At 46.4% G+C, this 25,460-nt stretch carries 22 protein-coding genes; 2 read left to right on the forward strand and 20 right to left on the reverse strand.

What is annotated here, in order from left to right; translation table 11 throughout:
* Positions 1-23: 23 nt before the first annotated feature.
* The 4 genes from nrdI to malQ all read right to left on the reverse strand — a co-directional run bounded on the left by nrdI (position 24) and on the right by malQ (position 5,080).
* Positions 24-512: a class Ib ribonucleoside-diphosphate reductase assembly flavoprotein NrdI gene (gene nrdI, locus K1J09_RS07725; protein WP_002894111.1), complete on the reverse strand. Its 489-nt coding sequence runs from the start codon at positions 510-512 to the stop codon at positions 24-26.
* A gap of 62 nt (positions 513-574) precedes the next feature.
* Positions 575-1,093, reverse strand: a complete 519-nt coding sequence (locus K1J09_RS07730; RefSeq protein ID WP_124765053.1) for an ABC transporter permease — start codon at positions 1,091-1,093, stop codon at positions 575-577.
* A 181-nt stretch (positions 1,094-1,274) separates the two neighbouring features.
* Entirely contained in the window at positions 1,275-3,536 is a 2,262-nt protein-coding gene (glgP, locus tag K1J09_RS07735) for a glycogen/starch/alpha-glucan family phosphorylase (protein WP_002917857.1), read from the reverse strand.
* 32 nt (positions 3,537-3,568) lie between these two features.
* Positions 3,569-5,080, reverse strand: a complete 1,512-nt coding sequence (gene malQ, locus K1J09_RS07740) for a 4-alpha-glucanotransferase (RefSeq protein ID WP_223323744.1) — start codon at positions 5,078-5,080, stop codon at positions 3,569-3,571.
* A gap of 435 nt (positions 5,081-5,515) precedes the next feature.
* Here malQ and K1J09_RS07745 point away from each other — a divergent pair, with 435 nt between their 5' ends.
* Entirely contained in the window at positions 5,516-6,499 is a 984-nt protein-coding gene (locus K1J09_RS07745) for a LacI family DNA-binding transcriptional regulator (protein WP_125357250.1), read from the forward strand.
* A 117-nt stretch (positions 6,500-6,616) separates the two neighbouring features.
* Positions 6,617-8,692, forward strand: coding sequence for a type I pullulanase (pulA, locus tag K1J09_RS07750; protein ID WP_223323745.1), 2,076 nt, complete (start codon positions 6,617-6,619; stop codon positions 8,690-8,692).
* A 43-nt stretch (positions 8,693-8,735) separates the two neighbouring features.
* Here pulA and thrC read toward each other — a convergent pair whose 3' ends face one another.
* The 16 genes from thrC to K1J09_RS07830 form a co-directional block, all read right to left on the reverse strand.
* A complete protein-coding gene (gene thrC, locus K1J09_RS07755) occupies positions 8,736-10,220 on the reverse strand; it encodes a threonine synthase (RefSeq protein WP_223323746.1) in 1,485 nt (494 codons plus the stop codon).
* Positions 10,221-10,332: 112 nt separating this feature from the next.
* Positions 10,333-11,430: a LysM peptidoglycan-binding domain-containing protein gene (locus K1J09_RS07760; RefSeq protein ID WP_223323747.1), complete on the reverse strand. Its 1,098-nt coding sequence runs from the start codon at positions 11,428-11,430 to the stop codon at positions 10,333-10,335.
* Positions 11,431-11,876: 446 nt separating this feature from the next.
* Positions 11,877-12,500, reverse strand: a complete 624-nt coding sequence (locus K1J09_RS07765; RefSeq protein ID WP_002902008.1) for a V-type ATP synthase subunit D — start codon at positions 12,498-12,500, stop codon at positions 11,877-11,879.
* Positions 12,497-13,891 carry a V-type ATP synthase subunit B gene (locus tag K1J09_RS07770; protein WP_002902006.1) on the reverse strand — a complete coding sequence of 465 codons (1,395 nt, stop codon included), beginning with the start codon at positions 13,889-13,891 and terminating at the stop codon, positions 12,497-12,499. The genes K1J09_RS07765 and K1J09_RS07770 overlap by 4 nt, the downstream gene beginning before the upstream one ends.
* Positions 13,878-15,668: a V-type ATP synthase subunit A gene (locus K1J09_RS07775; protein ID WP_223323748.1), complete on the reverse strand. Its 1,791-nt coding sequence runs from the start codon at positions 15,666-15,668 to the stop codon at positions 13,878-13,880. The genes K1J09_RS07770 and K1J09_RS07775 overlap by 14 nt, the downstream gene beginning before the upstream one ends.
* Positions 15,669-15,832: 164 nt before the next feature.
* Positions 15,833-16,528: a GNAT family N-acetyltransferase gene (locus K1J09_RS07780; protein WP_223323749.1), complete on the reverse strand. Its 696-nt coding sequence runs from the start codon at positions 16,526-16,528 to the stop codon at positions 15,833-15,835.
* A 7-nt stretch (positions 16,529-16,535) separates the two neighbouring features.
* Positions 16,536-16,856 (reverse strand): V-type ATP synthase subunit F, encoded by a 321-nt coding sequence (locus tag K1J09_RS07785; protein WP_002894448.1) that lies wholly within the window; start codon positions 16,854-16,856, stop codon positions 16,536-16,538.
* The gene (locus K1J09_RS07790) at positions 16,843-17,856 is read right to left on the reverse strand and encodes a V-type ATPase subunit (protein WP_223323750.1); all 1,014 of its coding nucleotides are present in this window, start codon (positions 17,854-17,856) and stop codon (positions 16,843-16,845) included. The genes K1J09_RS07785 and K1J09_RS07790 overlap by 14 nt, the downstream gene beginning before the upstream one ends.
* 10 nt (positions 17,857-17,866) lie before the next feature.
* Positions 17,867-18,457 carry a V-type ATP synthase subunit E family protein gene (locus K1J09_RS07795; protein WP_049552818.1) on the reverse strand — a complete coding sequence of 197 codons (591 nt, stop codon included), beginning with the start codon at positions 18,455-18,457 and terminating at the stop codon, positions 17,867-17,869.
* Between the two features lie 10 nt (positions 18,458-18,467).
* Complete coding sequence (locus tag K1J09_RS07800) at positions 18,468-18,947, reverse strand: V-type ATP synthase subunit K (RefSeq protein WP_002898768.1); 480 nt, start codon at positions 18,945-18,947, stop codon at positions 18,468-18,470.
* Positions 18,948-19,079: 132 nt separating this feature from the next.
* Positions 19,080-21,035 carry a V-type ATP synthase subunit I gene (locus K1J09_RS07805; RefSeq protein ID WP_223323751.1) on the reverse strand — a complete coding sequence of 652 codons (1,956 nt, stop codon included), beginning with the start codon at positions 21,033-21,035 and terminating at the stop codon, positions 19,080-19,082.
* On the reverse strand, positions 21,025-21,348 hold the full coding sequence (locus tag K1J09_RS07810; RefSeq protein ID WP_223323752.1) for a hypothetical protein: 324 nt from the start codon (positions 21,346-21,348) through the stop codon (positions 21,025-21,027). The genes K1J09_RS07805 and K1J09_RS07810 overlap by 11 nt, the downstream gene beginning before the upstream one ends.
* Positions 21,349-21,499: 151 nt before the next feature.
* Positions 21,500-22,396, reverse strand: a complete 897-nt coding sequence (locus K1J09_RS07815; RefSeq protein WP_223323753.1) for an ROK family protein — start codon at positions 22,394-22,396, stop codon at positions 21,500-21,502.
* Positions 22,393-23,235, reverse strand: coding sequence for a MurR/RpiR family transcriptional regulator (locus K1J09_RS07820; RefSeq protein ID WP_002907701.1), 843 nt, complete (start codon positions 23,233-23,235; stop codon positions 22,393-22,395). Before K1J09_RS07820 ends, K1J09_RS07815 begins: the two co-directional genes overlap by 4 nt.
* A 169-nt stretch (positions 23,236-23,404) precedes the next feature.
* Entirely contained in the window at positions 23,405-23,857 is a 453-nt protein-coding gene (locus K1J09_RS07825) for a YhcH/YjgK/YiaL family protein (RefSeq protein ID WP_223323754.1), read from the reverse strand.
* The gene (locus K1J09_RS07830; protein ID WP_009660195.1) at positions 23,857-25,395 is read right to left on the reverse strand and encodes a sodium:solute symporter; all 1,539 of its coding nucleotides are present in this window, start codon (positions 25,393-25,395) and stop codon (positions 23,857-23,859) included. Before K1J09_RS07830 ends, K1J09_RS07825 begins: the two co-directional genes overlap by 1 nt.
* Positions 25,396-25,460 lie beyond the last annotated feature (65 nt).

Below are 25,460 nucleotides of genomic sequence, written 5' to 3' on the forward strand. Positions count from 1 at the left end.
TAGAACATCAAAAAACGAAAACCTCACTGGTTTTCGTTTTTTTCAATATGATAGAGCTCCTCAATAATCCCCGCAACCTTCTTAATGTCTCCCAACATGCCGCGCATTTCAAAATCAGCCAAAACCGGAAATCCGAAGCGCTCTGAATATTGCTTGGCAGTCAGACAATATTGGTTGTTAAAGTTACGATTGCCACTGCCAATGACGCCCAGACACTTGCTGGCATTCTGACCATAGGCGATAAAGTCCCCTACATCGGTTGTCAGAATTTCTACATCGCCATTGTCCACACCATTGCCACCCTCCAGATAAGTCGGCAGAAAAGCGATAAAAGGATTGTCCATTTCAAAAAAGGGCTGCCCTTCCTTTACCATGTCTTTGATATGAATCTTCTCTACTTCTAGGCTTGGATGCTGCTCCAGCAAATAGTCTGTCAGCCGACGGACAAAACTCTCTGTATTGCCGCTCAAGCTGATGTAAACCAAGGAAACCTTTGTCATTTTACTCTCCATTCTAAAAAATAACAGATATTGCTTCTTAAAATTGTAAGCACTTATCTGTTATTTGTCAAATCTTATTCGTTGGCAGCCACTTCCGCTTTTTCAGCCTCTTTCTGCTGCTGGACTAGCTTAAAGATGACGATGGAAAGGAAGATAAGGCTGATGACCACTGACAGGAGGATGGAGAAATTCAACCCCGTCATCTGTGCCGAAAGAAGAGTTGAGTCTGAAAAAGAAGAAGCTATAATTCCCTTTGATACCACATAAGCATAGGCTGTCGAAATCAAGCCCACAAGAACATCGGCAATGTAGACAAGATTGGCCTTAAATATATCTTTCCTAAAAAGGAAGAAAAGAGCCACTATTAAGAGAACGATGTGCCCGTAAAAAAAGAAATTATTGGCTAGCGAATTCGCCACTTCTGCACTCTTGCTAAAATAAGTTGCATACTGGGATTTTGCTGGTTCTTCTATCTGCTTAAGAATGCTTTTCACTCCAGCATCAGAAGAATTGAACTTGCTAAAAAGTCCCCACAAGGTTCCCACGGTTGACAAGCCCAGCAAAACATAAAGATAAATTGGTTTCTTTTTCATGAACGCCTCCTGTAAAGAAATATTTTCACTTATTATACACCGAAAAGAAAAAGCTGACAAGGCCAAGAGGCTTTCACCTTTTCAGAAGCCCACACAATAGCTAAATCCTTATTCATATCTTCGATTGAAAAATCAAAGCCGAAACACTGATGTCTCGGCTTTTGTTTTGGTTTAAAGAATATTAGCTATTCAAGTGCCATACTTCTTCTTCGTATTGAGCGATAGTACGGTCAGATGAGAAGAAACCAGCTTTGGCGATATTGACGATGACTTTGTCCATCCATGCATCGCGGTCTTCATAGTCCGCCAGCATGCGCTCTTTCACTTGGATATAGTCTTCCAGATCCAGCAGGGTCATGAACCAGTCCTTGCTGATCAGTTCATTGTAAAGACGTTCCAAGCGTTCAGCTTTACCAACTGCCAATACTTCATCGCTAACGATAAAGTCAACCAATGGCTTGATAGCTTCACGTGCATAGTACTCACTAGACTTGTAAGCGGATTTTGCGTAGAGGTCAATAACAGTCTCAGAATCTTCACCGAAGATGTAGATGTTGTCTTCACCGACCAGCTCTGCAATCTCAACATTCGCTCCGTCCATGGTACCAAGAGTCAAAGCACCGTTAAGCATGAACTTCATGTTACCAGTACCAGATGCTTCCTTAGAAGCTAGGGAAATCTGCTCAGAGATGTCACCAGCCGCAATCAAGAAGCTAGACGCTGTAACATTGTAGTTTTCTACCATAACTACTTGCAAGTGCGGAGCCACTTGAGGGTCATTAGCAATCACTTCTGACAAGCAAAGGATAAGGTGGATGATGTCCTGTGCAATTGTGTAAGCAGGAGCAGCCTTACCACCGAAGAAGACAGTGATTGGACGAGCAGGGATGTTGCCAGCCTTGATGTCCAGATACTTGTGGATAACGTACAGAGCGTTCATTTGTTGGCGCTTGTACTCATGCAGACGCTTGATTTGGATATCAAAGATAGATTCTGGATTGATTTCCACACCTTGTGCTTCCTTCAAGTGACGAGCCAATTTACGTTTGTTGTGAGCCTTGATGCCTTCCAATTTTTCTTTAACATTTGCAGCGCCAGTGAATTCCAACAAGCCTTCGAGCTTAGTTGCGTCATGGTGCCAGTCGCGGCCCAGCAACTCATCCAGATAATGAGACAGACGTGGGTTGGCATGCATGAGCCAGCGGCGGAAAGTAATACCGTTGGTCTTGTTATTGAATTTTTCAGGGTAGATATCGTAGAAGGCTTTGAGCTCAGAGTTTTTCAGGATTTCTGTATGCAGAGCAGCAACCCCATTGACACTGTATCCGTAGTGGATATCCATGTGAGCCATGTGTACACGATCGTCCTCATCAATGATTTGCACTGCTGGATCTGTGTATTTAGCTTTCACACGCTTGTCAAGCTCTTTGATGATAGGCACCAGGTGCGGCACTACTTCTTTCAAGAATTCCAAAGGCCATTTTTCAAGGGCTTCAGCCAGAATTGTGTGGTTTGTATAAGCAGTCATCTTCTGTACGATGGCAATTGCTTCATCCAGATCCAAACCACGCTCAGTCAAGAGACGAATCATTTCTGGGATAACCAGAGATGGGTGGGTATCATTGATTTGGATGACAGCATAGTCTGCCAAGTCGTGCAGGTTGCTGCCTTTTTCAATCGCTTCGTCAATAATCAGCTGAGCACCATTTGAAACCATGAAGTACTGCTGGAAGATACGGAGCAGCTCACCTTGCTTGTCACTATCATCTGGATAGAGGAAGAGGGTCAAGTTGCGAGCGATATCTGTCTTATCAAAGTCAATACCGTCTGTGATGATATCCGCATCCACTGAGTCCAAATCAAAGAGACGAAGACGGTTCTTAGTTTCTGTCTTGTAACCTGGCACATCAATATCATAAAGAGTAGATGTCAGAGTGAAGTGAGCAAATGGCACTTGGTAGCTGCGGCTAGAGCGAACCAACCAGTTTTGTTCAGTCAGCCAGAAGTTAGGAATAGTCGTCTGTTCGTTGTTTTTCAAAACCTGTTGGAAAAGACCAAAGTGGTAGTTCAGTCCTACACCATCACCATTGAGACCAAGTGTCGCAATAGAGTCCAAGAAGCAGGCAGCCAGGCGGCCCAAGCCTCCGTTACCAAGAGACGGCTCCAACTCAACTTCTTCTACTTCGATCAAGTCTTTACCAGCATCTGCCAGTTCTTGCTTCACATCATCGTAAAGTCCAAGGTTGATTAAGTTGTTAGACAAAAGTTTACCAATCAGGAACTCTGCTGAGATGTAGTAGAGTTTTTTCTTACCAGTGTTGACTGGCTTTTGAGCGCTGGCTAATTTAGTGTAGTTCAAAAGAGCCAGGTAGAGTTCTTCATTGCTGCAATCAGCAAGATTTTTTGAATAAGTATTTTTGATATAAGTTTGTAAGTTTGACATGATTACTCCCTTCAAGCCTAGTTAGCTATTCTTTATTTGTTAATTAAATCGGTATTCATACGACGGTAAGTCTTGGTCAAGCTATAAAGCTCACCTTCGACAATTGGATTCAGCTCTTCAGCTGTCATCCGCCAAGTCCAGTTACCACCAATTGTGGATGGATAGTTCATCCGTGCTGCACTGTCTAATTCCAGTAGGTCTTGCATGGTCGCAATGGCCATAAAGCTGACTGAAGCAAAGATTGTGCGCAGCATTGCATGAGGTACTGTTTCGTACTCCTTGCGGTTGGTGTACTGTGCCATGTACTGGCGAGTAGCGTCGTCAATCTCATCCTTGTACCAGCCCAAAACAGTATTGTTATCATGGGTTCCTGTATACATGACTGAGTTATTTGGTGCCAGATGCGGACTGTCGATGCTTTCATCATCAGGATTGAAGGCGAATTGCAAGATCTTCATTCCTGGGAAACCAGTGCGCTCGCGCAGCTCGATCACTTCATCCGTCATAAAGCCTAGGTCTTCTGCGATGATATTCAAATCACCCAAGGCTTCCTTAACTGCTGCAAAGAGTTTGTAGTCTGGACCTTTGACCCACTTACCAGTAGCAGATGTTTCTGAGTCAGCAGGTACTTCCCAGTAAGACTCAAAGCCGCGGAAGTGGTCGATACGGACAATGTCGTAAATCTTGAAGCTTTCACGCAGACGCTCAATCCACCAAGCATAGCCATCTTTGTCCATAGCTTCCCAGTCATAGATAGGATTGCCCCAAAGCTGGCCAGTTTCTGAAAATTCATCTGGCGGACAGCCTGCCACACAGGTCGGCTTGCCAACAGCATCTGTCTTAAAGAAGTGCGGCTGTGCCCACACATCAGCACTATCAGCTGCCACATAGATTGGCATATCTCCGACAATCTCGATGTGATGTTCATTAGCATAGGCTTTTAATCTTAACCACTGCTTAAAGAAGAGATACTGGGTCACACGATGATAGGTCAGCTTGTCAGCCAGCTTTTCACGATAAGACGCGAGGCTAGCAGCCTCACGGCGGCGGATGGCTTCATCCGGCCACTCTGTCCAAGCTAGATTATCAAAATGCTCTTTGATAGCCATGTACTCAGCGAAAACTTCCAGCCAAGCTGCATTTTGCTCCACAAAGCTCTCAAAGTCAGACAGATCGTCTGCTTTCAAGAAGCGAGCTACTGCTTTTTCCATGATTGGACGGCGAACATCGAAAATCTTTGCATAATCCACTTTTCTAGGATCATCTCCGAAATCAGCTCCCTTGACATCTGCCTCGTTCAGCAAACCTTCTTCTATCAGAATATCAAAATCGATAAAGTAGGTATTCCCCGCAAAAGCAGAGAAAGACTGATAAGGAGAATCACCATAACTGGTAGTTCCCAGTGGCAAAATCTGCCAATAGCGCTGCTTGGTGCGAACCAAGAAGTCTACAAAATCATAAGCACTTTGGCCAAAAGATCCGATACCGTACTTGCCCGGAAGGGATGAAATGTGCATGAGCACGCCGCTTTGACGTTTTTTCATTTTGTCACCTCGTTATTTTTCCTCTACGCCTTTTCATTTTTACTTAATGCAAACGTTTGCGTCGACTTGATTATAACCTATTTTTTTTTTTAGTGCAAGGGGTTTTTGAGATTTTTTTCAATTTATTGGTTAATGGATATAATGCTCTTTTAGGACTCTCCTACTGCCCCAATTGTTTACCGTTTTTCTCTTCTTGCAAGCGTTCTCTTTTTGTGTTAAAATGTTCTTACAAACAGAAAACGTTTGCGTTTACTGAGAAACTGCTTTATACTTGCTTTTTTGACCATAATAGTTAGACAAAATCACTGTCGCTGCTAGCTATTTTTGGCACAGGTTTGCATGACTCTTAGAAAGCAAGTGCTTCTACTAGTAGATTTAAAATAGTTCATGTTATCGTAAGGATTTCCAGCAAATGCAGGCCTTTAGGAGGTTTTTATGCGAGTTACTATCAAAGAAGTCGCAAAACTAGCAGGCGTATCACCCTCTACCGTGACCCGCGTCGTGCAAAATAAATCAACCATCAGTGAAGAAACTAAAAAACGGGTCCGTGCTGCTATGAAGGAGCTGGACTATCATCCCAACCTCAATGCCAGAAGTCTGGTCAGCCAGTCCAGCCAGGTCATCGGCTTGGTCCTGCCGGACGACTCAGATGTCTTCTATCAAAACCCTTTTTTCCCAACTGTGTTGCGGGGGATTTCTCAGATTGCTTCTGACTATGACTATGCCATCCAGATCAGCACCGGGCAAGATGAAGAGCACCGCTTGGAAAATATGAAGCAGATGATTTTAGGAAAGCGAGTAGACGGACTGATCTTCCTTTATTCTAAGCAGGACGATCCTTTGGTCGACTTTGCAGTCAGAAACAACTTCCCCTTCCTTATCCTTGGGAAAGCTGTCTCACCTTTCATCTCTCTGGTGGACAATGACAATATTAAGGCCGGTTATGACGCGACCAGATACTTCCTTGACAAGGGCTATCGAAAAATCGCCTTTCTGGCTGGGAATAAGGAGCTGGTCGTTTCTCAGGATCGTTACACAGGCTACAAGCAAGCCCTAAATGAAGCAGACCGACCTTTAGATGAACGCATTATCAAATTTGCCTTCGGTTTCCTTCTGGAAGACAACAGTTACAAGATTATGGAGGAGCTGCCACTGGATGAGATTGAAGCTATCGTAACCTCTGATACCTTGGTAGCAGAAGGAGCCCTGCACTATCTCAAAGATCAGGACTACCAGATTCCTATTATCACCTTTGATTCTATCAAACCGCGCATTGATGTGGATGCCTATATTGATATCAATGCCCTCGAGCTTGGGAAAGAGTCTTTCCGGACCCTCTTCCAAATCATCAAGGACAATAAAGAAGACAAGCAGATCTGCTATCGCCAGCTGATTCCGCATAGCATCAGCACTCACTAATCCGAGTGCTTTTGCTCATTTATCAAGTATACACTGAGCGGCCTTGTCCCAACCCAGGGCAGAGCCTGAACTAAAAGCAATTACCCGAAGAGAAACCGACAAAGAAAGAGGAAAAACATGGCCTTTCGTATTTTTCAAGCCTATTTAGATGACGAAAACATAATCACCATCGAACTGGAAAAGAGCTTTGATGCCTACTCCATCCACTTTACACTGGAAGACAAGCACAGCTCCAGCCCTTTAACTATCAAAAATATCAATAATCAGGAAGAGCGGATTATCTATACCGTGTCGGCTAATGAGCCCATTGACCTGACGCAATCCTACAAGGTTTATGACCAAGACCGCAACCATACTGACCTGCAGTACCGCCATATCGTGAAAAAGCCTATTTTCGATGAGATCTTTGATTATGCAGGCGACGATTTAGGAGCTCAATACAGTCCCCAAGCCACCGATTTCAAACTCTGGGCACCTATTTCCGAAAAAGTCCTCCTGCATCTGAAAGACCAAGTTCACCATCTCAAACGTCTGGATAAGGGAGTCTGGCATACACAGATTGAAGGAGATTTAGAGGGAGCCTCCTATTCTTATCTCCATAAGATTAATGGCACGTGGGTTGAAGTTCATGATCCCTACGCCCTATCCTCAGATGTCAATTCGGGCAACAGCTATGTCATTGATTTAGAAAAGATTAAAAAGCCTATCAAACGAGCAAAAACACAGCTGAATCCGACAGAAGCCGTCATTTATGAAATGAGCGTCCGCGATTTCTCTATGCAGAAAGAAGCTGGTTTCTCCTATCCTGGGAAGTTTGCCTCGCTGAGCGAATCTCCAGTCGTTCACGGTCAGAAGTTTGGTCTGGACTATCTGAAAGAACTAGGTATCAGCCACGTGCAGCTTCTGCCTGTCTACGATTTTGGCAGCGTTGATGAAAAGCATCCAGAGCTCGTCTACAACTGGGGCTACGATCCTGTCCAGTACAATGTCCCAGACGGCAGTTTTGCCAGCAATCCGCGAGACCCTTATGCCCGCATCTTAGAGCTGCAGGCAGCCATTACTGCCTACCACAATGCTGATATCAGCGTCATCATGGATGTGGTCTACAATCATGTCTATGATGCCAATAGCTATGCTTTTGAAAAAATAGTGCCCGGCTATTTTTTCCGACTCAATGACATGGGCTACCGGACCAACGGAACCTTCTGTGGTAATGATGTAGCCAGTGAGAAAATCATGGTCCGCCGTTATATCAAGCACTCGGTCAAGCAATGGGTCAGTCTCTATGGCTTTGACGGTTTCCGCTTTGATCTGATGGGGATTTTAGATATCCAAACCATGCAGCAAATAGCTGACGAGCTCAAGGCACTCTATCCTAACATCTATCTCTACGGTGAAGGCTGGCAAATGGATACTGGGCTGGCAAGTGAACGTTTGGCTCATCAGTACAATGCTGCCCAGCTTCCGGATTATGGGTTTTTCAGCGATCATTTCCGTGACAGTCTCAAGCAGACCATCGCTCAAGGCCGGCAAATCGAGAGCGAGACTCCTGCCAGTCAGCTTGAGAATGTCCTGACAGCCAATATCGGTCTAAAAGGCAAGGCTCACTTCATAGCGCCCCAGCAAGCTATTAATTATGTGGAGTGCCATGACAATGCAACGGTTTTTGATTACTTTGATATCGTCAACCCTGCTATCACCCTGCGGGATCGGCTGGCCAATTCGCAGCTGGCTCTCCAACTCGTCCTGCTGGCTCAAGGTGTTCCCTTTATCCACAGTGGTCAGGAATTTTTCCGGACTAAAAATCTGATTGACAACACCTACAATATGCCTGACGAAATCAATAAACTAGACTGGCTGCGCTCCCTGCATTACACAGAGGATATTGCTTTTGTTAAACAGCTGATTGCTTTTCGCAGGGCACATCCGCTGCTGCATCTAAAAACCAGCGCCGCTATCAAGCAAGCCTGTCAGGTCAACTGGCTGACAGACAGTTTATTGGAGTACAAAATTCAAGACAGGAAAGAGAGCATGACCATTGTCATCAACTTTGGCAACCAAGAGGCTGTATACGAAAACAAAAACAAGCAAAAGCTACACCTCCAATACCCAGCCATTGATGCCCAAAAGCCTATCGCACCACTAGCTGACAGTTACAGCCTAGCTGGCAAGCAATTGATTGTGTTGAAATAGATTATAAAACATCAGCCAATGAATAAGCTGATGTTTTTATTTTTTACAATCCCAAGTAATCCTCGACTGCTGCCTGCATTTGGTCTGCAGCGACCGTCGTTGTGTGATATACTGGGGCTGTTTCTAAGCCGTCCACAGCTGGTGGCAGGGCTACGCCAGAAAGTTCGTGCAGTTGAGTCAAAGCCTCGAAGTCACTGAGTCCTGTTTGGCCAGTCACAGCCTCAACAGCCACGACTGGGAATTTATATGGACTAGCGGTAGATGCGATAACCGTCTTGCGCTGATCGCCAGTCTCTGCAAGATATTTTTGATAGACAGCAGACGCAACGGCAGTATGAGGGTCTTCGATGTAGTCAGATGCTTGATAGACCCGCTTGATTTCAGCTGCTGTTTCTTGCTCTGTCGCATACTCAGCTGCAAATAGTTCCAAAATCTCAGCATCAAAGTCCGTCAATTCATACTGTCCATGCTCATTCAGAGCCGCCATCAGGGCAGCTGTTTTCTCAGAGCTGTTACCAGACAGATGGAAAATCAAACGCTCCAAGTTAGAGGAGACCAAAATATCCATGGACGGACTAGACGTCACCTTGAAGCTCCGCTTCTTATCATAAACCTGAGTCTTGAAGAAGTCAGTCAGGACATTGTTTTCATTCGATGCGCAGATCAGCTTGCCAACTGGCAGACCGATTTGCTTGGCATAATAGGCCGCCAAGATATTACCAAAGTTCCCTGTCGGAACAGTAAAGTTGACCTTGTCTCCTGCTGTGATTTCTCCCGTCTTCACTAGCTGAGCATAAGCATAGACATAGTAAACAATCTGCGGCACCAAACGGCCGATATTCATAGAATTAGCTGATGAAAACTGCAGCTTATGCTCCAAGAGACGAGCTCGTAGGTCTGTGTCATTGAACATGTGCTTAACATTAGTCTGGGCATCGTCAAAGTTACCGTCAATGGCAACCACATGCGTATTGGCACCTGTCTGCGTCGTCATTTGCAGTTCTTGGACCTTGCTGACACCATCCTTCGGATAAAAGACGATAATCTCAGTCCCAGGAACATCCGCAAAGCCTGCCATAGCCGCCTTGCCTGTGTCACCAGAAGTCGCCGTCAAAATGACAATTTTGTTTTCCAAGCCGTGCTTTTTGGCTGCGGTTGTCATCAGATGAGGCAGGATAGACAAAGCCATATCCTTGAAGGCAATGGTTGCTCCGTGGAAAAGCTCCAGATTATACTGACCATCCAGCTTGACCAAGGGAGCAATCGCCGCATCATCAAACTTGCTGTCGTAGGCATGATTGATACAGTGGTCCAGCTCTGCTTCAGAAAAATCATCAAAAAATGCGGATAAAACCAGTTTGGCTACTTCCTGATAGGAAGCATCTTTGAGCTTGGCAAAGTCCAAATCGACCTGCGGATAGGTAATGGGCGTAAAGAGACCGCCGTCTGTCGCTAAGCCTTGCAGAATCGCCTGGCTGGCTGTTACTCTATTCTTCTCGTCGCGTGTTGATTGATAAACTAAGGTCATTCTCTCTCATCCTTTATCTGTAGTTCGCTTTATTATACCAAAATTTATCAGAAAATTCTCGCTTTTTCACAGAGAATATCAGAAAAAGCCCATTTCTGGGCTTATATTCATCTTATTCATTCATAGATACGTGAACGTGGTCGTAGTGGTTTTCAGTTACGCTGCCACGATCTGGCATTTGGTTCCAAGTATTAGCTGGTCCATAAATGCTTTCAAATGGTGCATAGAACTGTTGCTGCCAGATAACGTAAGAGATTCCTCTTTCAGTCATGTTAGAAGTAACATCGGCTGCGACCCGGTTTCCTAATTCAGTATTCTCACCAACGATAAAGTCAGCTGCCAAGCCCTTACCATGGTCACCACTATCACCTGGGCGGTAGAGACTAAATTCTGTAATGCCATATTTAGCTGCTATTTCTTCTTTCAGAGCAGCAGTCTGTGGCTGAAGACCTTCATTAGCAGGATTGTTAGTTGTCACGCTAGCAGCGTCTGTTACAGCTGGAGCGTTGTAAGTTGTAGGTTCAACTGCAGCAGTTGCTTGACTGACTTGGTCTTGGCCTAATTCAGCTGCTGCTGGGGCTGCTTCAGCTGGTGCTTCTGGACTTGCAGCAACTACTGGTTGTGGCGCTGCCTCTACAGGAGCGGCTGCATTTGCTTCCGCAGCTGGCGCTGCTTCACTTGCAACTTCTGCTACTGGGGCAGGAGCTTCTTCAGCAGGCGCTGGGGCTTGGTCTGCTGGAGCTGCAACTGCTTCCTCAGCAGCCGGAGCTGGAGTTTCTGCTGCTTGAGCCGGTGCCGCTGGAGCGGCTTGTTCAGTACCAAAAATATCACTTGCTGTATAATCTTCCGTTACCAATCCTGCATTATTGCCTGCTTGGTAGCTTTGGATTTCTACAGAGGTAATTTCGTTGTGGCCATTTGTCGTAATAGTCAAAACAGTACCTGGGAAAATCAAGTCAGCATTGGCAATTTGGTTGATTTTAGCCAAGTCAACAAGATCAATGTTCATCGCTTGAGCGATATTTCCCAAAGTGTCACCATATTGAACAGTGTAAGTTTGTTGGTTTTCATTACTTGTAATATCTGCTTTGATTTGCTCAACTGTTCTGGCAGTCCAGTTTTGTGGCTGCTCCTCAGCTCGCGTTGTCAACAAAGGCAATGCTGACAAAGCAACAGTTGAAGCCAAAAGTAATTTCTTATTCATTTTCATATGCAAAATGCACCTTCCTAATCATTCATGATACGAAAACCATCTTACCATAAATCTTCTAAGAAAAAAGCCTTTTTCGACCTATTTAACAAAACTGTCTGCCCTCTGTAATATGGAGATTTTCTTGTAACATATAAAAACAGGCAAAAAGTAAAAGAACCCCGTTTAGAGAGGTTCTGTTTTTTCTTTTGGGCTTATTTGAATTTTTTCTACTCTGGTAAACTGAACCCGACCTAAGCTCTTGGCAAAAAAGATAAAATCTCCTAGAAGCTGTCACTTCTTCGTCTATTTTCCTATTTTTGCTGTGAATAGATCTATTCAGTCTAGGTTAGCTCAGCTAAATCGAGCTTCGGCTAAAAACTCGGAAAAAAGAGAACTGGACTTGGATTCATAGAATCCATCGCCCAGTTCCTATTTTTCAGTCGTTTTTTTAACGCCTACGCATCTTACTTCACCTTCATCATTCGGACGAGGCTGGCTCGTTCGGCTTCTTCCAGTTTCATTTCGATGTAGTAGATGGTTTCTTTGAGGTCAGGGATGGTAGCATACTCTAGTCCGTTGACCCGACGGCGGGTTTTCTCGATTTCATCCGCCATGAGCTGGCAGCTTTTTTCAATCTCAGCCAGTCGCAGCAGGTCAGGAAGCAGATCGCTCATGCTTTCAATGGTTTCATCCATCTGGCTGTTAGACGCCACATAGCTATAAACCACGTCTCCCTCGTCATCAGTATGCGGATTGTCAATATGGGCGTACATCTTGGGCACGCGCACACTCATGATATTCTCAGTCTCCACATGCAGATTGACCTCCCGCGTGGGCACAGCAAAAATCTCCTCGACCATGAGGTCACTCTCCAGCGCCTTGGCCATGACAAAATCCTGCAGATGACCGACCAGAGCGGATTCGACCTTTTGGCGGAGCTGATTGTTCTCACGGACAGACTCAATGAAGCGCCGCATCAGCTCATCCCGCTTGTCCTTGAGCAGTTTATGCCCACGGACAGCCGTTTTGAGACGGGCTTTTAAGTTATTCAGCTCCATCCGAGTCGGCTTGACATTGAGTCGTGTCATCTTTCTTCCTCCTTGGTCTGCGGCAGGTATTGGTCAATCATATCGTCCTTGATCCGCTTGAGCTCCGTTCTAGGTAAGATGGACAGGAGTTCCCAGCCCAGATCCAAACTTTCTTCAATGGTTCGGTTGGTCTGGAAACCTTGATTGATGTATTCCTGCTCAAAGCGGTCGGTAAAGCGCACATAGAGCTTGTCCGTTTCGGACAGGGCGGATTCCCCCAGAACGACAGCCAACTCCTTAGCCTGCTTGCCTTGCGCATAGGCGGCAAAAAGCTGGTTCATAGTCGCAGCATGGTCTCCCCTAGTCTTGCCCTCACCTGAACCCTTGTCCTTGAGACGAGACAGAGATGGCAGGACATTGATGGGCGGACGATAACCACTGTTGTAAAGGTCGCGTGAAAGGATAATCTGCCCCTCCGTAATATAACCCGTCAAGTCTGGAATCGGATGGGTAATGTCATCCTCTGGCATGGACAGGATCGGAATCTGAGTCACTGAGCCTTTCTTGCCGACCAGACGTCCAGCCCGCTCATAAAGGGTGGACAGGTTAGTATAGAGGTAACCCGGATACCCACGGCGGCCCGGCACTTCACGCCGAGCTGCGGAAACTTCCCGCAGGGCTTCGCAATAGTTGGTCATATCAGTCATGATGACCAGAACGTGCATGTCCTTTTCATAAGCTAGGTACTCGGCTGCTGTCAGGGCAATCCGCGGCGTTGCAATCCGCTCGATAGCCGGATCATTAGCCAGATTGATAAATAGCACCGAGCGGTCAATGGCTCCTGTCTCCCGGAGATCATTCATGAAGAACTCGGCTTCTTCAAAGGTAATCCCCATGGCCGCAAATACCACGGCGAAGTTTTCATCAGAGTTAAGCACGGTAGCCTGACGGGCGATTTGAGCAGCTAATTCCTTGTGGGGCAGACCAGAGCCAGAGAATACTGGCAGTTTTTGCCCCCGAACCAAGGTATTGAGGTGGTCGATGGCTGAAATACCGGTCTGGATAAACTCATCCGGATAATCGCGAGCTACTGGATTGATGGCTTGACCGTCAATATCCAGATATTTTTCTGGCAAGATAGCTGGGCCACCATCAATCGGCTTGCCCATCCCATTGAAAATCCGTCCCACCATGTCTTCTGACACTGGCAACTCTAACGGACGGCCAGTAAAGCGGACCTTGGCTTTTTCCAGATTGATACCGCTTGATCCCTCAAAAAGCTGGACCATAGCCTTATCTTCTTGGACTTCCAGAACCTGGCCCTGACGCTTGCTGCCGTCATGCAGCTGGATTTCTACCAATTCATTGAAATGCACGCCAGCGACTTGGTCGACAATCATCAGAGGGCCGACAACTTCACTGACGGTGCGGTATTCTTTAATGACGCTCATTGTCTAGTCCTCCTTGGGCAAGAATCTGGTGCAGGGTTTCCTCGATAGTCTGACTGAGAGCCTGAATTTTTTCCAGCTGGTCTTCGTGGATAAACTTGCTGCGGGCAATTCGGTCACGCAGCTCTACCGTTCCTTCCATAATTTCCCGGAAATAAGCCCCCAGCTCCAAGGCACGATTGGCCTCCGCATCAAAGGTTAGGATATTGCTCAATAAAGCTACCTGTTTTTTGAAAGAAGTATAGGTGTCCACATCATCAAAGGCATTCTGCTGCAGATAGTCCTCGCGGATCATCTTGGCTGCATTCATGGTCAGTCGGTCCTTTTCAGACAAGGAATCCAAGCCCACCAAACGCACGATTTCCTGCAGTTCACTTTCCTTTTGCAGGATATTCATGGCATTGGTGACCTTTTCCGCCCAAGCAATCTTTTCATGCTGGTCGATATATGCTCCCACTTCGTCTAGATAGAGCGAGTAAGAGCTCAGCCAGTTGATAGCTGGAAAATGCCGGCGTTGAGCCAGCTGAGCATCCAAGCCCCAGAAGACCTTGACAATCCGCAGGGTATTTTGCGTCACTGGCTCAGAAATATCTCCACCTGGAGGTGATACGGCCCCGATAGCAGTTATAGAGCCTTCGCGCGCAGTTGAACCGAGTGTCTTGACCCGACCTGCCCGCTCGTAATATTCAGCAATCCGGCTGCCAAGATAGGCTGGATAGCCTTCGTCACCTGGCATTTCTTCCAGACGGCCGGACATTTCCCGCAGGGCTTCTGCCCAGCGAGAGGTAGAGTCCGCCATGATGGCCACGGAGTAGCCCATGTCACGGAAGTATTCTGCAATCGTAATCCCTGTGTAAATCGACGCTTCCCGAGCCGCCACCGGCATATTAGAAGTGTTGGCAATCAGCACCGTCCGCTGCATAATGGACTGACCAGTCGCTGGGTCAATCAGTTCTGGAAATTCATTAAGTACGTCGGTCATTTCATTGCCACGCTCACCGCAGCCGACATAGATAACGATGTCAACATTGGCAAACTTAGCCACCTGGTGCTGGACGACAGTCTTACCAGCCCCGAAAGGTCCTGGTACGGCAGCTGCTCCGCCCTTGGTTACTGGGAAGAAGGTATCGATGACCCGCTGACCTGTCACCAAAGGCTCAACTGGAATCAGCTTCTGAGCAAAAGGACGCCCACGACGGACCGGCCATTTTTGCATGAGAGTCCCTTTAAAGACAGAACCGTCCGCCTGCTCAATCTCGTAAACAGTCTCTTCAACAGTGAAACTGCCAGCTGAGATATTGGTCAAACGTCCACTGACTCCAACTGGCACCATGATGCGGTGCTCCACCAGATTGGTCTCCTGCACCGTTCCCAGAATATCGCCAGCCTCAACCGCATCTCCGACAGACAGACTTGGAACAAAATCCCACTTAGCCTCTCGGTCTAAATTTGGCAATTGGACACCGCGGACGAGGAAGTCGCTCGACGTGATGGTCTGGAAGCGCTCCAAAGGCCGCTGAATTCCGTCAAACATCTGAGAAATCAGACCTGGACCAAGTTCAACAGACAGAGGGCTTCCAGTCGTGATGACCGGCTCTCCCGGACCCAAGCCAGAAGTTTCTTCATAAACCTGAATAGAGGCTTGGTCCCGCCGCATTTCGATAATTTCACCGATTAGCCCCAAATCGCCAACCCGGCAGATATCCTGAATATTCGCTTCCTGCATCCCTGATGCCAGCACCAGAGGACCAGAAACTTTGATAATCTTTCCTTGACTCACAATCTTCCTCCATTCTTGGGAGATTTTTGTTGTTTCTCAATGAAAATCAAAGCTCAAACCAAGCAAAAGTTTGAAATTCATTTCCAAAGAGTATTTTTTGATTCTTGCCGCGAGTTTGAAATTCTTCTTAGCTAGCTCTAGGGCAAGGATTGTTACTTTTTATTTTAAAAATCAGATAAGGCTTTTATTTGCTGGCCTTTTTCGTCGAAATTGTCTGGACTTAGCCATTTTTCTAGACGGCTCTTGACGGCCGGCCAATCCTTGTCAATCATAGACAGCCAGTCCGTGTCTCGGTTGCGCCCCTTATAGACTACCGCCTGACGAAACCTACCCTCATAGATGAAACCAAGCCGCTCTGCTGCCCGTCTTGAAGGCTGATTGAGGGAGTCGCATTTCCATTCATAGCGGCGATACTCCAGCTCTTCAAAGACATAGCGTGCCAGTAAGTACTGGGCTTCCGTAGCCAGTCTGGTGCGCTTCAGCTTGGGTGAATAGGTCACCGCTCCCACTTCGATAACGCGGTTATTTCGGTCAATCCTCATCAAGGCAAAAGTTCCTAGAGCCTTGCCGCTCTCCTTGTCCACAATCGCATAGTGGAAACGATCCTGTGCTGCCAGCATCTGATCTAGCTTCTGTGACCATTCTGCCTGATTTTGGGCAGGATTTTGAAAGAGATAGGTCCACATATCCACAGGAGAATCCGGACCATACACTTCATACAAATCTGCTCCATGCTTGTCCTTGGATAGACATTCAATGACAACATACTGTCCTTCGATCCGCTCCAGGTTAGGCAAGTCCCCCGGCTGAAAATCCGGCAGAGCATCCCCAATGGGCTGACCTAGTTGATTGATTCGCATAAAAACCTCACAATATATCTTGTCCTACAGCCTTTTCGACATTTTCATGAATCCGCGAAAGAGCCAGTCCCGTGCTCCCCTTATGGGTAGGAATGAGCACAAGGGCAGGAATCTCCAGCTGGTCATAGTAGGCCAGGGTTTCTGGAATATCCGCAGCCATATCCTCCGTCAAATAGATAATGCCGAAATCTTCACGGGCTAGCCGACGCAGGGTATTGACCGTCTCCTGAGCTTCTTTCACTGGAAAGGTCTGAAAACCAATCAGCTTAAATGGGAGAATGGTGTCGCGATTCCCCACGACAGCAATCTTGTAGCTAGTCTTGTCCATAAATCGGTCGCATCCTTTCTCTGATAAGCTCTACGGGTAGCTGATTGTCCATTCCGGTCAAAATCAGCCGTAGGTTCTTGACTTCTAGCTCCTTACTCAGCAGATAGCGGGCGAGAGGGAGCGGTCCATCTGTCTCAAACTGACCAGCCGCCAGCAACTTAGCCTGCAAGAGGTCCGCTAGATATTCTAACTCTACTGTTGTCAAGGTCTGGTTCCGCATTTTTTCCTCATAGGAGCGCAGATCCAAATCGTAACCACAAGGATTGATCTGGCTAAACCAGGTCAAGAAATCTCCCTGCTCTGCCATGGCAATCCAGTTGGCAGCAGAAAGACTTCCTTCATCAGACAGGAGCTGCCTCATAAAGCTATGAGGTTTCTCCAAATCAACAGCCCGCTTGACGGTGATGGCATTGTAAAAATCAATAGTCAGATTCACCAGCTGCAGCAAGCGGTCATCTTCCAACACCTGTGTCAGGCGCTTGAGATGCTGGAAATAAGCCATATCCATGCCAATCTCCAAGACGCGCATATCCTGATAATCCTGGTATTCCTGCCAGGTCGCAAGCACCTCGTCCAGCATGAAATCTGGACAATACTCAGCCGAAAAGGCCATGACCAAGTGCTCCAAAACCTCCAGCGAATAGGTCCCCACCGGCATCAGCAAATGCTCCAGGGACTGACCTGTCGCCCGACCTTTAAGAAAAACTTTGAGATTGTGGTAGGTGTAGCGGAGCGTGAAAATCTCCACCAGCTCCTTACTAGGACTGATCTCAAGCGCCCAATTATAAACGGAATACAAATGCTTCATCAGCACCTGCTCAATGGCATTGAGATCCTTGATAGCTTCAGCATCCATGGCATAGACCGTTCCCTGCAGAAGAGACGAACGGCTGGCAGGATTGTCAGCCTGCAGCAACTGTTCATATTGCTGGGGCGTCAAAAAGGAAGCCTCTTGCACACTGATGGCTGTATTGACTTGAGAGAAGCTTGTTTCACTCATGGTCCGCCTCCTATTCTGCCTGGTCTTTGAAAATATCCTGAGCTAGACGGTAGCTTTCCTCCTGCCAGACAGAGTCCAGCAAGTCACGATAGAGATAACTATCATCCACTCGTCCTTGGCTCAGCACAAAGCCTGCCTGACCGGCTATGGACTGGTCTGAAAAGTGTACTTGCGGAAAGGATTTTTTCAAGTCTTCTAACTGGCTGGAGCTGAATTTCTCAGCTGATAGAGCACCGAAAGTCAGTGCCAACTCTTTCTCTGGGTATTTAGCCAAGACACTCTTCAGAAAATGCTCTTCTTCAGCTGGTGACCAAGCCGCCATCTGAGCATAGGCTTCCTCAAAAAGCTCTCTGAGAACCCGCTGCTTGATGACCAGAGTAGACTGGCGCTTTTGATTTTCCAGCTGCTGAATATCGCGCTGACTGCGCCGGCTGATTTCTTTCAGCTGCTGCTCTCGCTGTCCAAGCTTTTGCCGAACCAGCTGGGCCTCACGTTCCTTGGCTTCCTGTTCTATTTTCTCAGTAGCCTCGGCCAAAAGCAGACGCCCCTTTTCGTGAGCCTGCTCCAAGACAGAAGCTTTGAGATCTGATATGTCAGACATAAAAGCCTCCTTACTTCACATTCAGAACCATGATGAAGGAAACAACGAAGGCCAAGATAGCGTAGGTTTCAACCATGGCCGCTAGGATTACCCCTTTCATGACCTCTTCTGGTCGCTTGGCCAAAATCTGAATACCAGCGGTTGCTACTCGACCTTGATGCTTGGCTGAAAAGTAACCAACAATCGCAACTGGCAAAGCGGCTAGAAAATAAGCCACGCCTGATTGCAGAGCCAATTCTGGCTTGATATTAAAGAAGACGGTAATCCCGATAACAAAGCCATAGAGACCTTGGGTACCTGGCAAAAGTTGCAAAATCAAAGCTTGAGCAAATTTTTCCGGCTGCTCTTTCAAGAGGGCTGCCGCTGCCTGACCAGTGCTTCCAACACCCAGAGCTGAGCCCATTCCGCTGAGAAAGACCGCCAAAGCTACTCCCAGACCTGCAAAAAAGGCGCCGCCGTAAGTTCCAAAATATGATGCTAAATGTTCCATGATTTACTCCTATGAAAATGCTGTAATTGTCGTAAAACCAACAGCTAGTTGAATGAATGTTGCTTGTTTTGATGTTTTAGAAAGTGTTTTTATAAAGACGAGTTTCTCATCTCTTACCCTAGTTCCTAATCTTTATTTCTTGCTTTGCTGGACGTATTTCTCACTAGGCTTGAGCGGAGTGAAAGGCTTGCCGCCACCGTCGTAGAATTTTCCGAAGAATTCCACGAAAATCAAACGCGCTCCGTGCACATAACCGGACAGAAAAGATAGAAACATATTAACCAAATGAAGGGCAATAAAGAGCAGAATGCCGATGCTAAAGCGAGCGACAGGTGGAAAAAGGCTGACAATCAAGTTAAAAGCCGAGCCAATGCTGGCTCCCGAAAGCCCCAGAGCCATCAGCCGCGTAAAGCTGACAAGATCCCCTACATAACCACTGACATTGTAGAGATTAAAGAGACCTGAGCCCAATCCTGCCAAGCTCTTAGCACTGACAATAGATACTGCCAGTATGCCCAGAGCATTGATGATGGCCAGCCACTGACCAATCGTTGCTGCAAAGGCCAAGGATGGGAAGAAATTTCCCAAGGCCAAGAGTAGCAGCCCCAGCAAAATCAACACCCAAGCAAAGCCTGCATTATAAGCTTCTGCATAATCTTTGAGACGGATATTTTTCAGACCGCTGAGGAAGAGGCCCGCTAGCACTGTAACAAAGCCAAAGACAACCGAAATAACCAGAATCGTCATGGCGTCTGAGCTGGTACTAATCAGAGCAAAGGGCAGTTCAAATCCAAAGAAAGAGCCATAAACCAGTCCCCAGATGATGACTGCCACACCAAGTAGGCGGAAGAATCGCAGATTCTTAGCCAATCCCGGCTTGACATGCAAGAAGTGCAGCGCCAGACTGGTGCCCAAAAAGAGCAAGAGACCGTAGCCGATGTCAGCGACCATCATCCCAAAGAATACAAAATAAAAGAGGGAAACGACGGGGGTTGGATCCTTATCACCATACTTAGGCAGGGAATACATCTCCGTCACTAGCTCGAAGGGCTCCACCAAGGCATTGTTTTTAAGCTTGGTCGGAACCTTATCTTCCTCATCCTGTCGAATCTCTCTGGTCTGGATGAGAATGCTCTGGCCAAACTGCTCTGTCAAGCAAGCCTCAAGAGCTTGAACTTGATTGCTTTCGATCCAGCCTTCCAAGGCTGCCAGATTTTGTGTGCTGGCTAACTGGTTCTTACTTTCTTGACGGGAGGAGAGATTGCAGAGATAATCAAGCTGAACCTTGAGCTGATCCAGTTCATTCTTGGAAGCTGCCAGACTCTTGGTCATAGCATCTGACACAGCCTCCTGCTGTCGAATATTGGCCTTGAGCTGGGCTATCCGCTCAGCAGGCAGTTCCGCATGGTCATACTCAAAAGGCTTAAAGCCATACTCTTTCAAGATTTTGCGAACTTCTTCCAAAGAGCCTGTCTTGTAAAAAATAAGAACCCCATGCTCCGTATCATCGGTAAAAACTTCCTGAAACTTCAGGTCAGGATGTGCTCCCAGAGTCAGGCGCAGAGCATCATCGTCGGTATTAGGAATCGTTCCAATCAAAGCTCCCAGATGACTGAAAGTCGCAGCTGCTTGCGGTGTTAGCTCCAGCGGCTCCCACTTCTCCAGCGCAGCCACTTCCAAGCAGTCAGCTTCTATCTGAGTTTTGGCTTCTTGCAAGACCTTAAGTTGCTTACTGATTCCTTCCAGCAGCGCCTCCTCATCTCGGGCCTTCCCTGCCTGCTCCAAAGCAGCAAAGGACAGCTCCAAAGGTTCTTCTTTTAAGGCTTCCAGCAATTTCTTTTTGGGCATAAAAGGCTCCAGCTCTGCAATTAGCCTCTCGAGCTTTTCTTGACGACTGAGCAAATCCTGCTGAGATAAATGCTGATCCGGCCGGCCGACTAAAGCCTGCTCAAAGGCTGCCTGCCAGTCCTCTTCCTGCCGCAAGTCATGAATCTGTACCGACTTTAAACCCTGTAGGTAAAAGAGAAGCTGGTCCAGCAGTTCCTTGGGCAGAAGCAGAGACAGCTGCCGCATTTGACTAATGGCCATAGGCTTCTACCACCTTCTCTACAATGGCTCGCGCCAAGTCTGCTTTTTTGTCTGTCAGCGCAGCCGCAACCTTGTCCTCATTCTGCTGGGTTGTCTGCTCTAGGTCTTGCTGCAGGTGCACCAACTTTTGCTGAGAAGTCGCGGTTAATTCCTCAGCCAGCTTCTGCGTTTCATCGTCATACTTCAGACCTAGCTGTCTGAGATTTTCATCTACCTGCTGTCGCAGCTCCTGAGCCTGCGTTCTGTAGCCCATCAAAACTTCTTCTGCAGCAGTTTCAATTTCCTGCATTTTTTCAAGTGTTTCATTGGCCATCTATTCACCCCCTCGTTTTCAAAAACCTTTGAAAACGGATTTTAAAATCTGCATTCCTGAGCGACTAGCCAACCATCTGGCAAGGTCATCTTCTGGAATACAGCTTCGTACTTGCATAAATTATAACATATTCTTTCTGAAAACATCTTTTTCAAACAGAGTTTTTCTCCTGATTCAGAAAATGTCGAACAGCGCCTAATCGTCCGGCTTCATTCCCTAGGGCTGCTGCCGCCAACTCTCTAGGCAAAAAGCGCTGATCTACTACTTGCTGCTTCATCAAATTTTCAAGACGTGGCAGAATAAGCTCAGATCTAGCTAATATCCCGCCACCGACAATCAACACCTCTGGATTTAGAATATAGGACAGGGTTAAAAGACCTTTAGCTAGGCGACCCAAGAATATATCAAGTGTTTCCTGCGCCAGCTTATCTCCTTGGTCTACCGCCGCAAAAAAACTACGCCCAGTATGGCCCTGCTCGCCTGTCTTTTGGCTGTATAATGCCAACAAGGCAGTTGTTGAGGCCAGGGATTGCCAGTCCTGTCCATCTTCCATGGGCAGATAGCCTACCTCACCAGCAGTATAAGTGGATCCATTGACAATCTTTCCATCATTGATAATGCCGCCGCCAATGCCTGTACCGACAGTAATCATAACTGCAGAAGCATGACCTTTGGCAGCGCCTAGCCAAGCCTCACCTAGAGCAGCGCAATTAACATCATTTTCAATCGCAATCGGTAAACCAAATTCTTTTAAAATCCGACTACGGAAATCCGTTCCAATATAGCCTGGAATGGTATAACCGGCGTAACTGATTTTCCCAGCCTGGCTGTCAACTACACCAGCAGATGAAATCGCTACTCCATCTAGCTCAAACTTCTCCTTATAAAATGCTATTAACTGGCAAACCTGCTCTAAAATCTGATTCGTTTTCTTTTCAAAGTCGATCTCAGTGGCAACTTCTCGAAATTGATTTAGACTACGTCCATCAGACTGATAGAGATCTGCTTTAATCGTTGTCCCACCGATATCTATTCCCACAATATTCACGATTCATGCTCCTTCTCTTCTTGATTTTCTTCTAAAGCCGAAAGTGTATTTGTAAAGATTTGGCTGCGATGATCTCGGTCTAAATCCATATAATAGGCATAGAAAATGTCCATCACGACTAAAACCGGAAACTGAGGAGAAATATTATTGCCCTGTGCCAAGTGCTTCTTGACAGCTACTAGAACCAGTTCATCACACTGCTGCCTCAAGTCGTCGCTGTTATTGGAAGTTACCAGCACAGTCTTGGCTCCGACTTTTTTGGCATTCTGAATAGCCTGCGTGATAATTTTAGTCTCGCCAGATATGGAAATGCCAATAACCAGACAGTCTGGATCCAGCATAACTCTATTCACCCGAATCATATGGTCGTCCGTAATGGCCTTACAAACCATTCCCAACCGCATGAAGCGAAACTCCATTTCCCGAGCCACTAAGCCTGAACTCCCCTGCCCGTAGATATAGACTCGCCCAGCATTGTTGAGCATATCCCCCACGCGCAAGAACTGTTCTTCATCAATCAAGGAAAAAGTCTTATTGAGCAATTCGCCATAATCAGACAAGACATTTCTCGTCAAATCCCTACTGACATTTTTACTTTCTGAGCTGGATTCCTGAAATTCAAAGATAAACTGCCGATAGCCTGAAAAGCCACATTTTTTAGCGAAGCGAGTCAGAGAAGGCACAGAGACATAGAGCTTCTGAGACACAGCCTGAGCCGATAGATCAGCTGTCAGCGCCTCATCAGACAGAAAATAATCTGCAATCTTCTTTTCCAGGTGTGTCAGACTGCCGTATACAGACTCAATCACTGGCAAAATGTTTTTTTCCAAAGAAACCATCAGACATCTTCCTCCTGCAACTATTTTCTTTATTCTATCACTTTCTCAAAAGTAATTCCAACCCTTCCTTGCTAGAATTCTCCAGAAGAAGATAAAGTTCAAAACTGACTAAAAAAGCTGGGGCAGCATGTTAAGAACAATCAGTCTTTCTCATCCCGCCCGCAGCCTTTTATACAATTTTTACTTTAAAGACAACCTTACGGATGGGGCCGGCTTCTTCAGCTATCAGTCCAGTCTTATGGGCGTCATTAGGATCCAGCAAGAGCAGGCTGCCAGGAGTGAATATCAGGTCAAACAAAGCCTGACCGGACATCTGCTGCCAGTCTCCTTCCGCATCATAATCACCTTCTTCCATATTGGACAAAAAGTTATAGTGGATGCGCTCCCTTCCTTCAAAAATCAGATGCACATCATAAAATTCCCTATGACTTTCCCAGACCCGCTCCTCATCGGTCGTGGTCGTCATTTCAATGACATTGTAAAAGAAATCATCAGACACAGGGTGATTGCCCTTTTCATCTTGGCTGACATCATGTGTCCTTAAAAATTCTAAGACTTTTTTTAAGGCAGGTTGCTGAATGTCTCTCTCAACAGCTGCTCCTTTATATTGAACTAGTTCCATTAGTGCCGTACCTCCCAGGATTTATCTGCATGAATACTTGCAATATCGTAAACTGTTGTATTCTCTGGCGCAGCCTTGCCGCCAGTTAAGACGGAAACAACATAGCCTACAATCAAGGAAACAACAATTGAAATCAATGAATAAGCCCAAATACTAACTGCTTCTGCTGGCAGAGCGTACTTGATGACTAGTAGGACAATACTGGAAGCAATCATAGCTGCATAAGCTCCCTTGAGGTTGGCACGCTTGGTGAAGATTCCCAGAATAAAGATTCCTCCCAAGACACCTAGCACCAAGCCCATAAAGCCATTAAACCAAACATAAGCCGATGTAATACCTGTATGAGCCATCACGATTGAAACTACTGTGGAGAAGACTCCTACACCTAGAGAAACATATTGAGCAATTTTAGTCCGTTTCTTGTCGTCCAGATTGCTAGATACAACATCTTGAATATCCAGAGTCCAAGAAGTCGCTACAGAATTAAGACCCGTAGAAATAGTAGACTGAGCCGCTGCGTAAATTGCCGCAATCAGAACACCGGTCACTCCAACTGGAAGACCATAGGCGATAAAGTAAGTGAAGATCTGGTCTTGAGGAATAGAGCTGCCCTCGCTGCCTGGATGCTGTACTTGATAATAGACGTATAAGCCTGTACCAATCAGATAAAAGACAGAAGCGATAAAGATTGACAAAACTCCATTCGTAAACATCATTTTATTGAGTTTCTTCACATTCTGAGTTGTCGTAAAGCGCTGAACGATATCTTGCGAAGATACATAAGAGGACAGGGTGTTGATACCAGATCCCAAGATAATCAGGAAAATAGAATCTTTCAGCAAGTTAGGATTGAAAATAGTTTCATTTCCTGAGATAAATTTACCGCTGGCCAGCTCACTAGCAATATCGCCAAAGCCACCCTTGAGATTAGCAATCAGGAAGAAAAGCCCTATAACTGTACCAATCAAGAGTACTGAACCTTGGATAAAGTCTGTCCACAGAACTGACTTGACACCACCGGTATAGGAGTAAACAATGGCAATCGCACCCATCGCGATAATCAAGATATTGACATCAATCTTGGTCAGAGTAGCCAGAGCCACTGAAGGTAGATACATAATGATGGACATGCGGCCGATTTGATAGATGATGAAGAAGACAGCTGACAAAGCTCGCAAGGCCTTAGAACCAAAACGTTTTTGCAGGTAGTCATAGGCTGTATCAATATCCAGACGTGCATAAATCGGCAAGAAGAAACGGATAGCCACTGGAATGGCAAAAATCATACCCAGCTGGGCAAACCAGAGCAGCCAAGTCCCTGCATAAGAGTTCCCCGCCAGTGTCATAAAGGAAATCGGACTTAGCAATGTAGCAAAAATGGAAACAGATGTTACATACCAAGGTACCGTTCCATCACCTTTGAAGAACTCTTTACCCTGCATCTCCTTTTTCGAGAAGAGCAAACCTGCTACCAGAACAACTAGTAAATACACAATCAGAATAATCATATCGATTGTGGTAAAACCAACATTTCCCATAGAATTTCTCCATATTATTCATATCCAGAGCGTGGGGTGGGCAGTCTAAGCCTGCCCTGAACTCT

It is taken from the genome of Streptococcus sanguinis (assembly GCF_019928825.1).
In the GTDB taxonomy this organism is placed as follows: Bacteria; Bacillota; Bacilli; order Lactobacillales; family Streptococcaceae; genus Streptococcus; species Streptococcus sanguinis_L.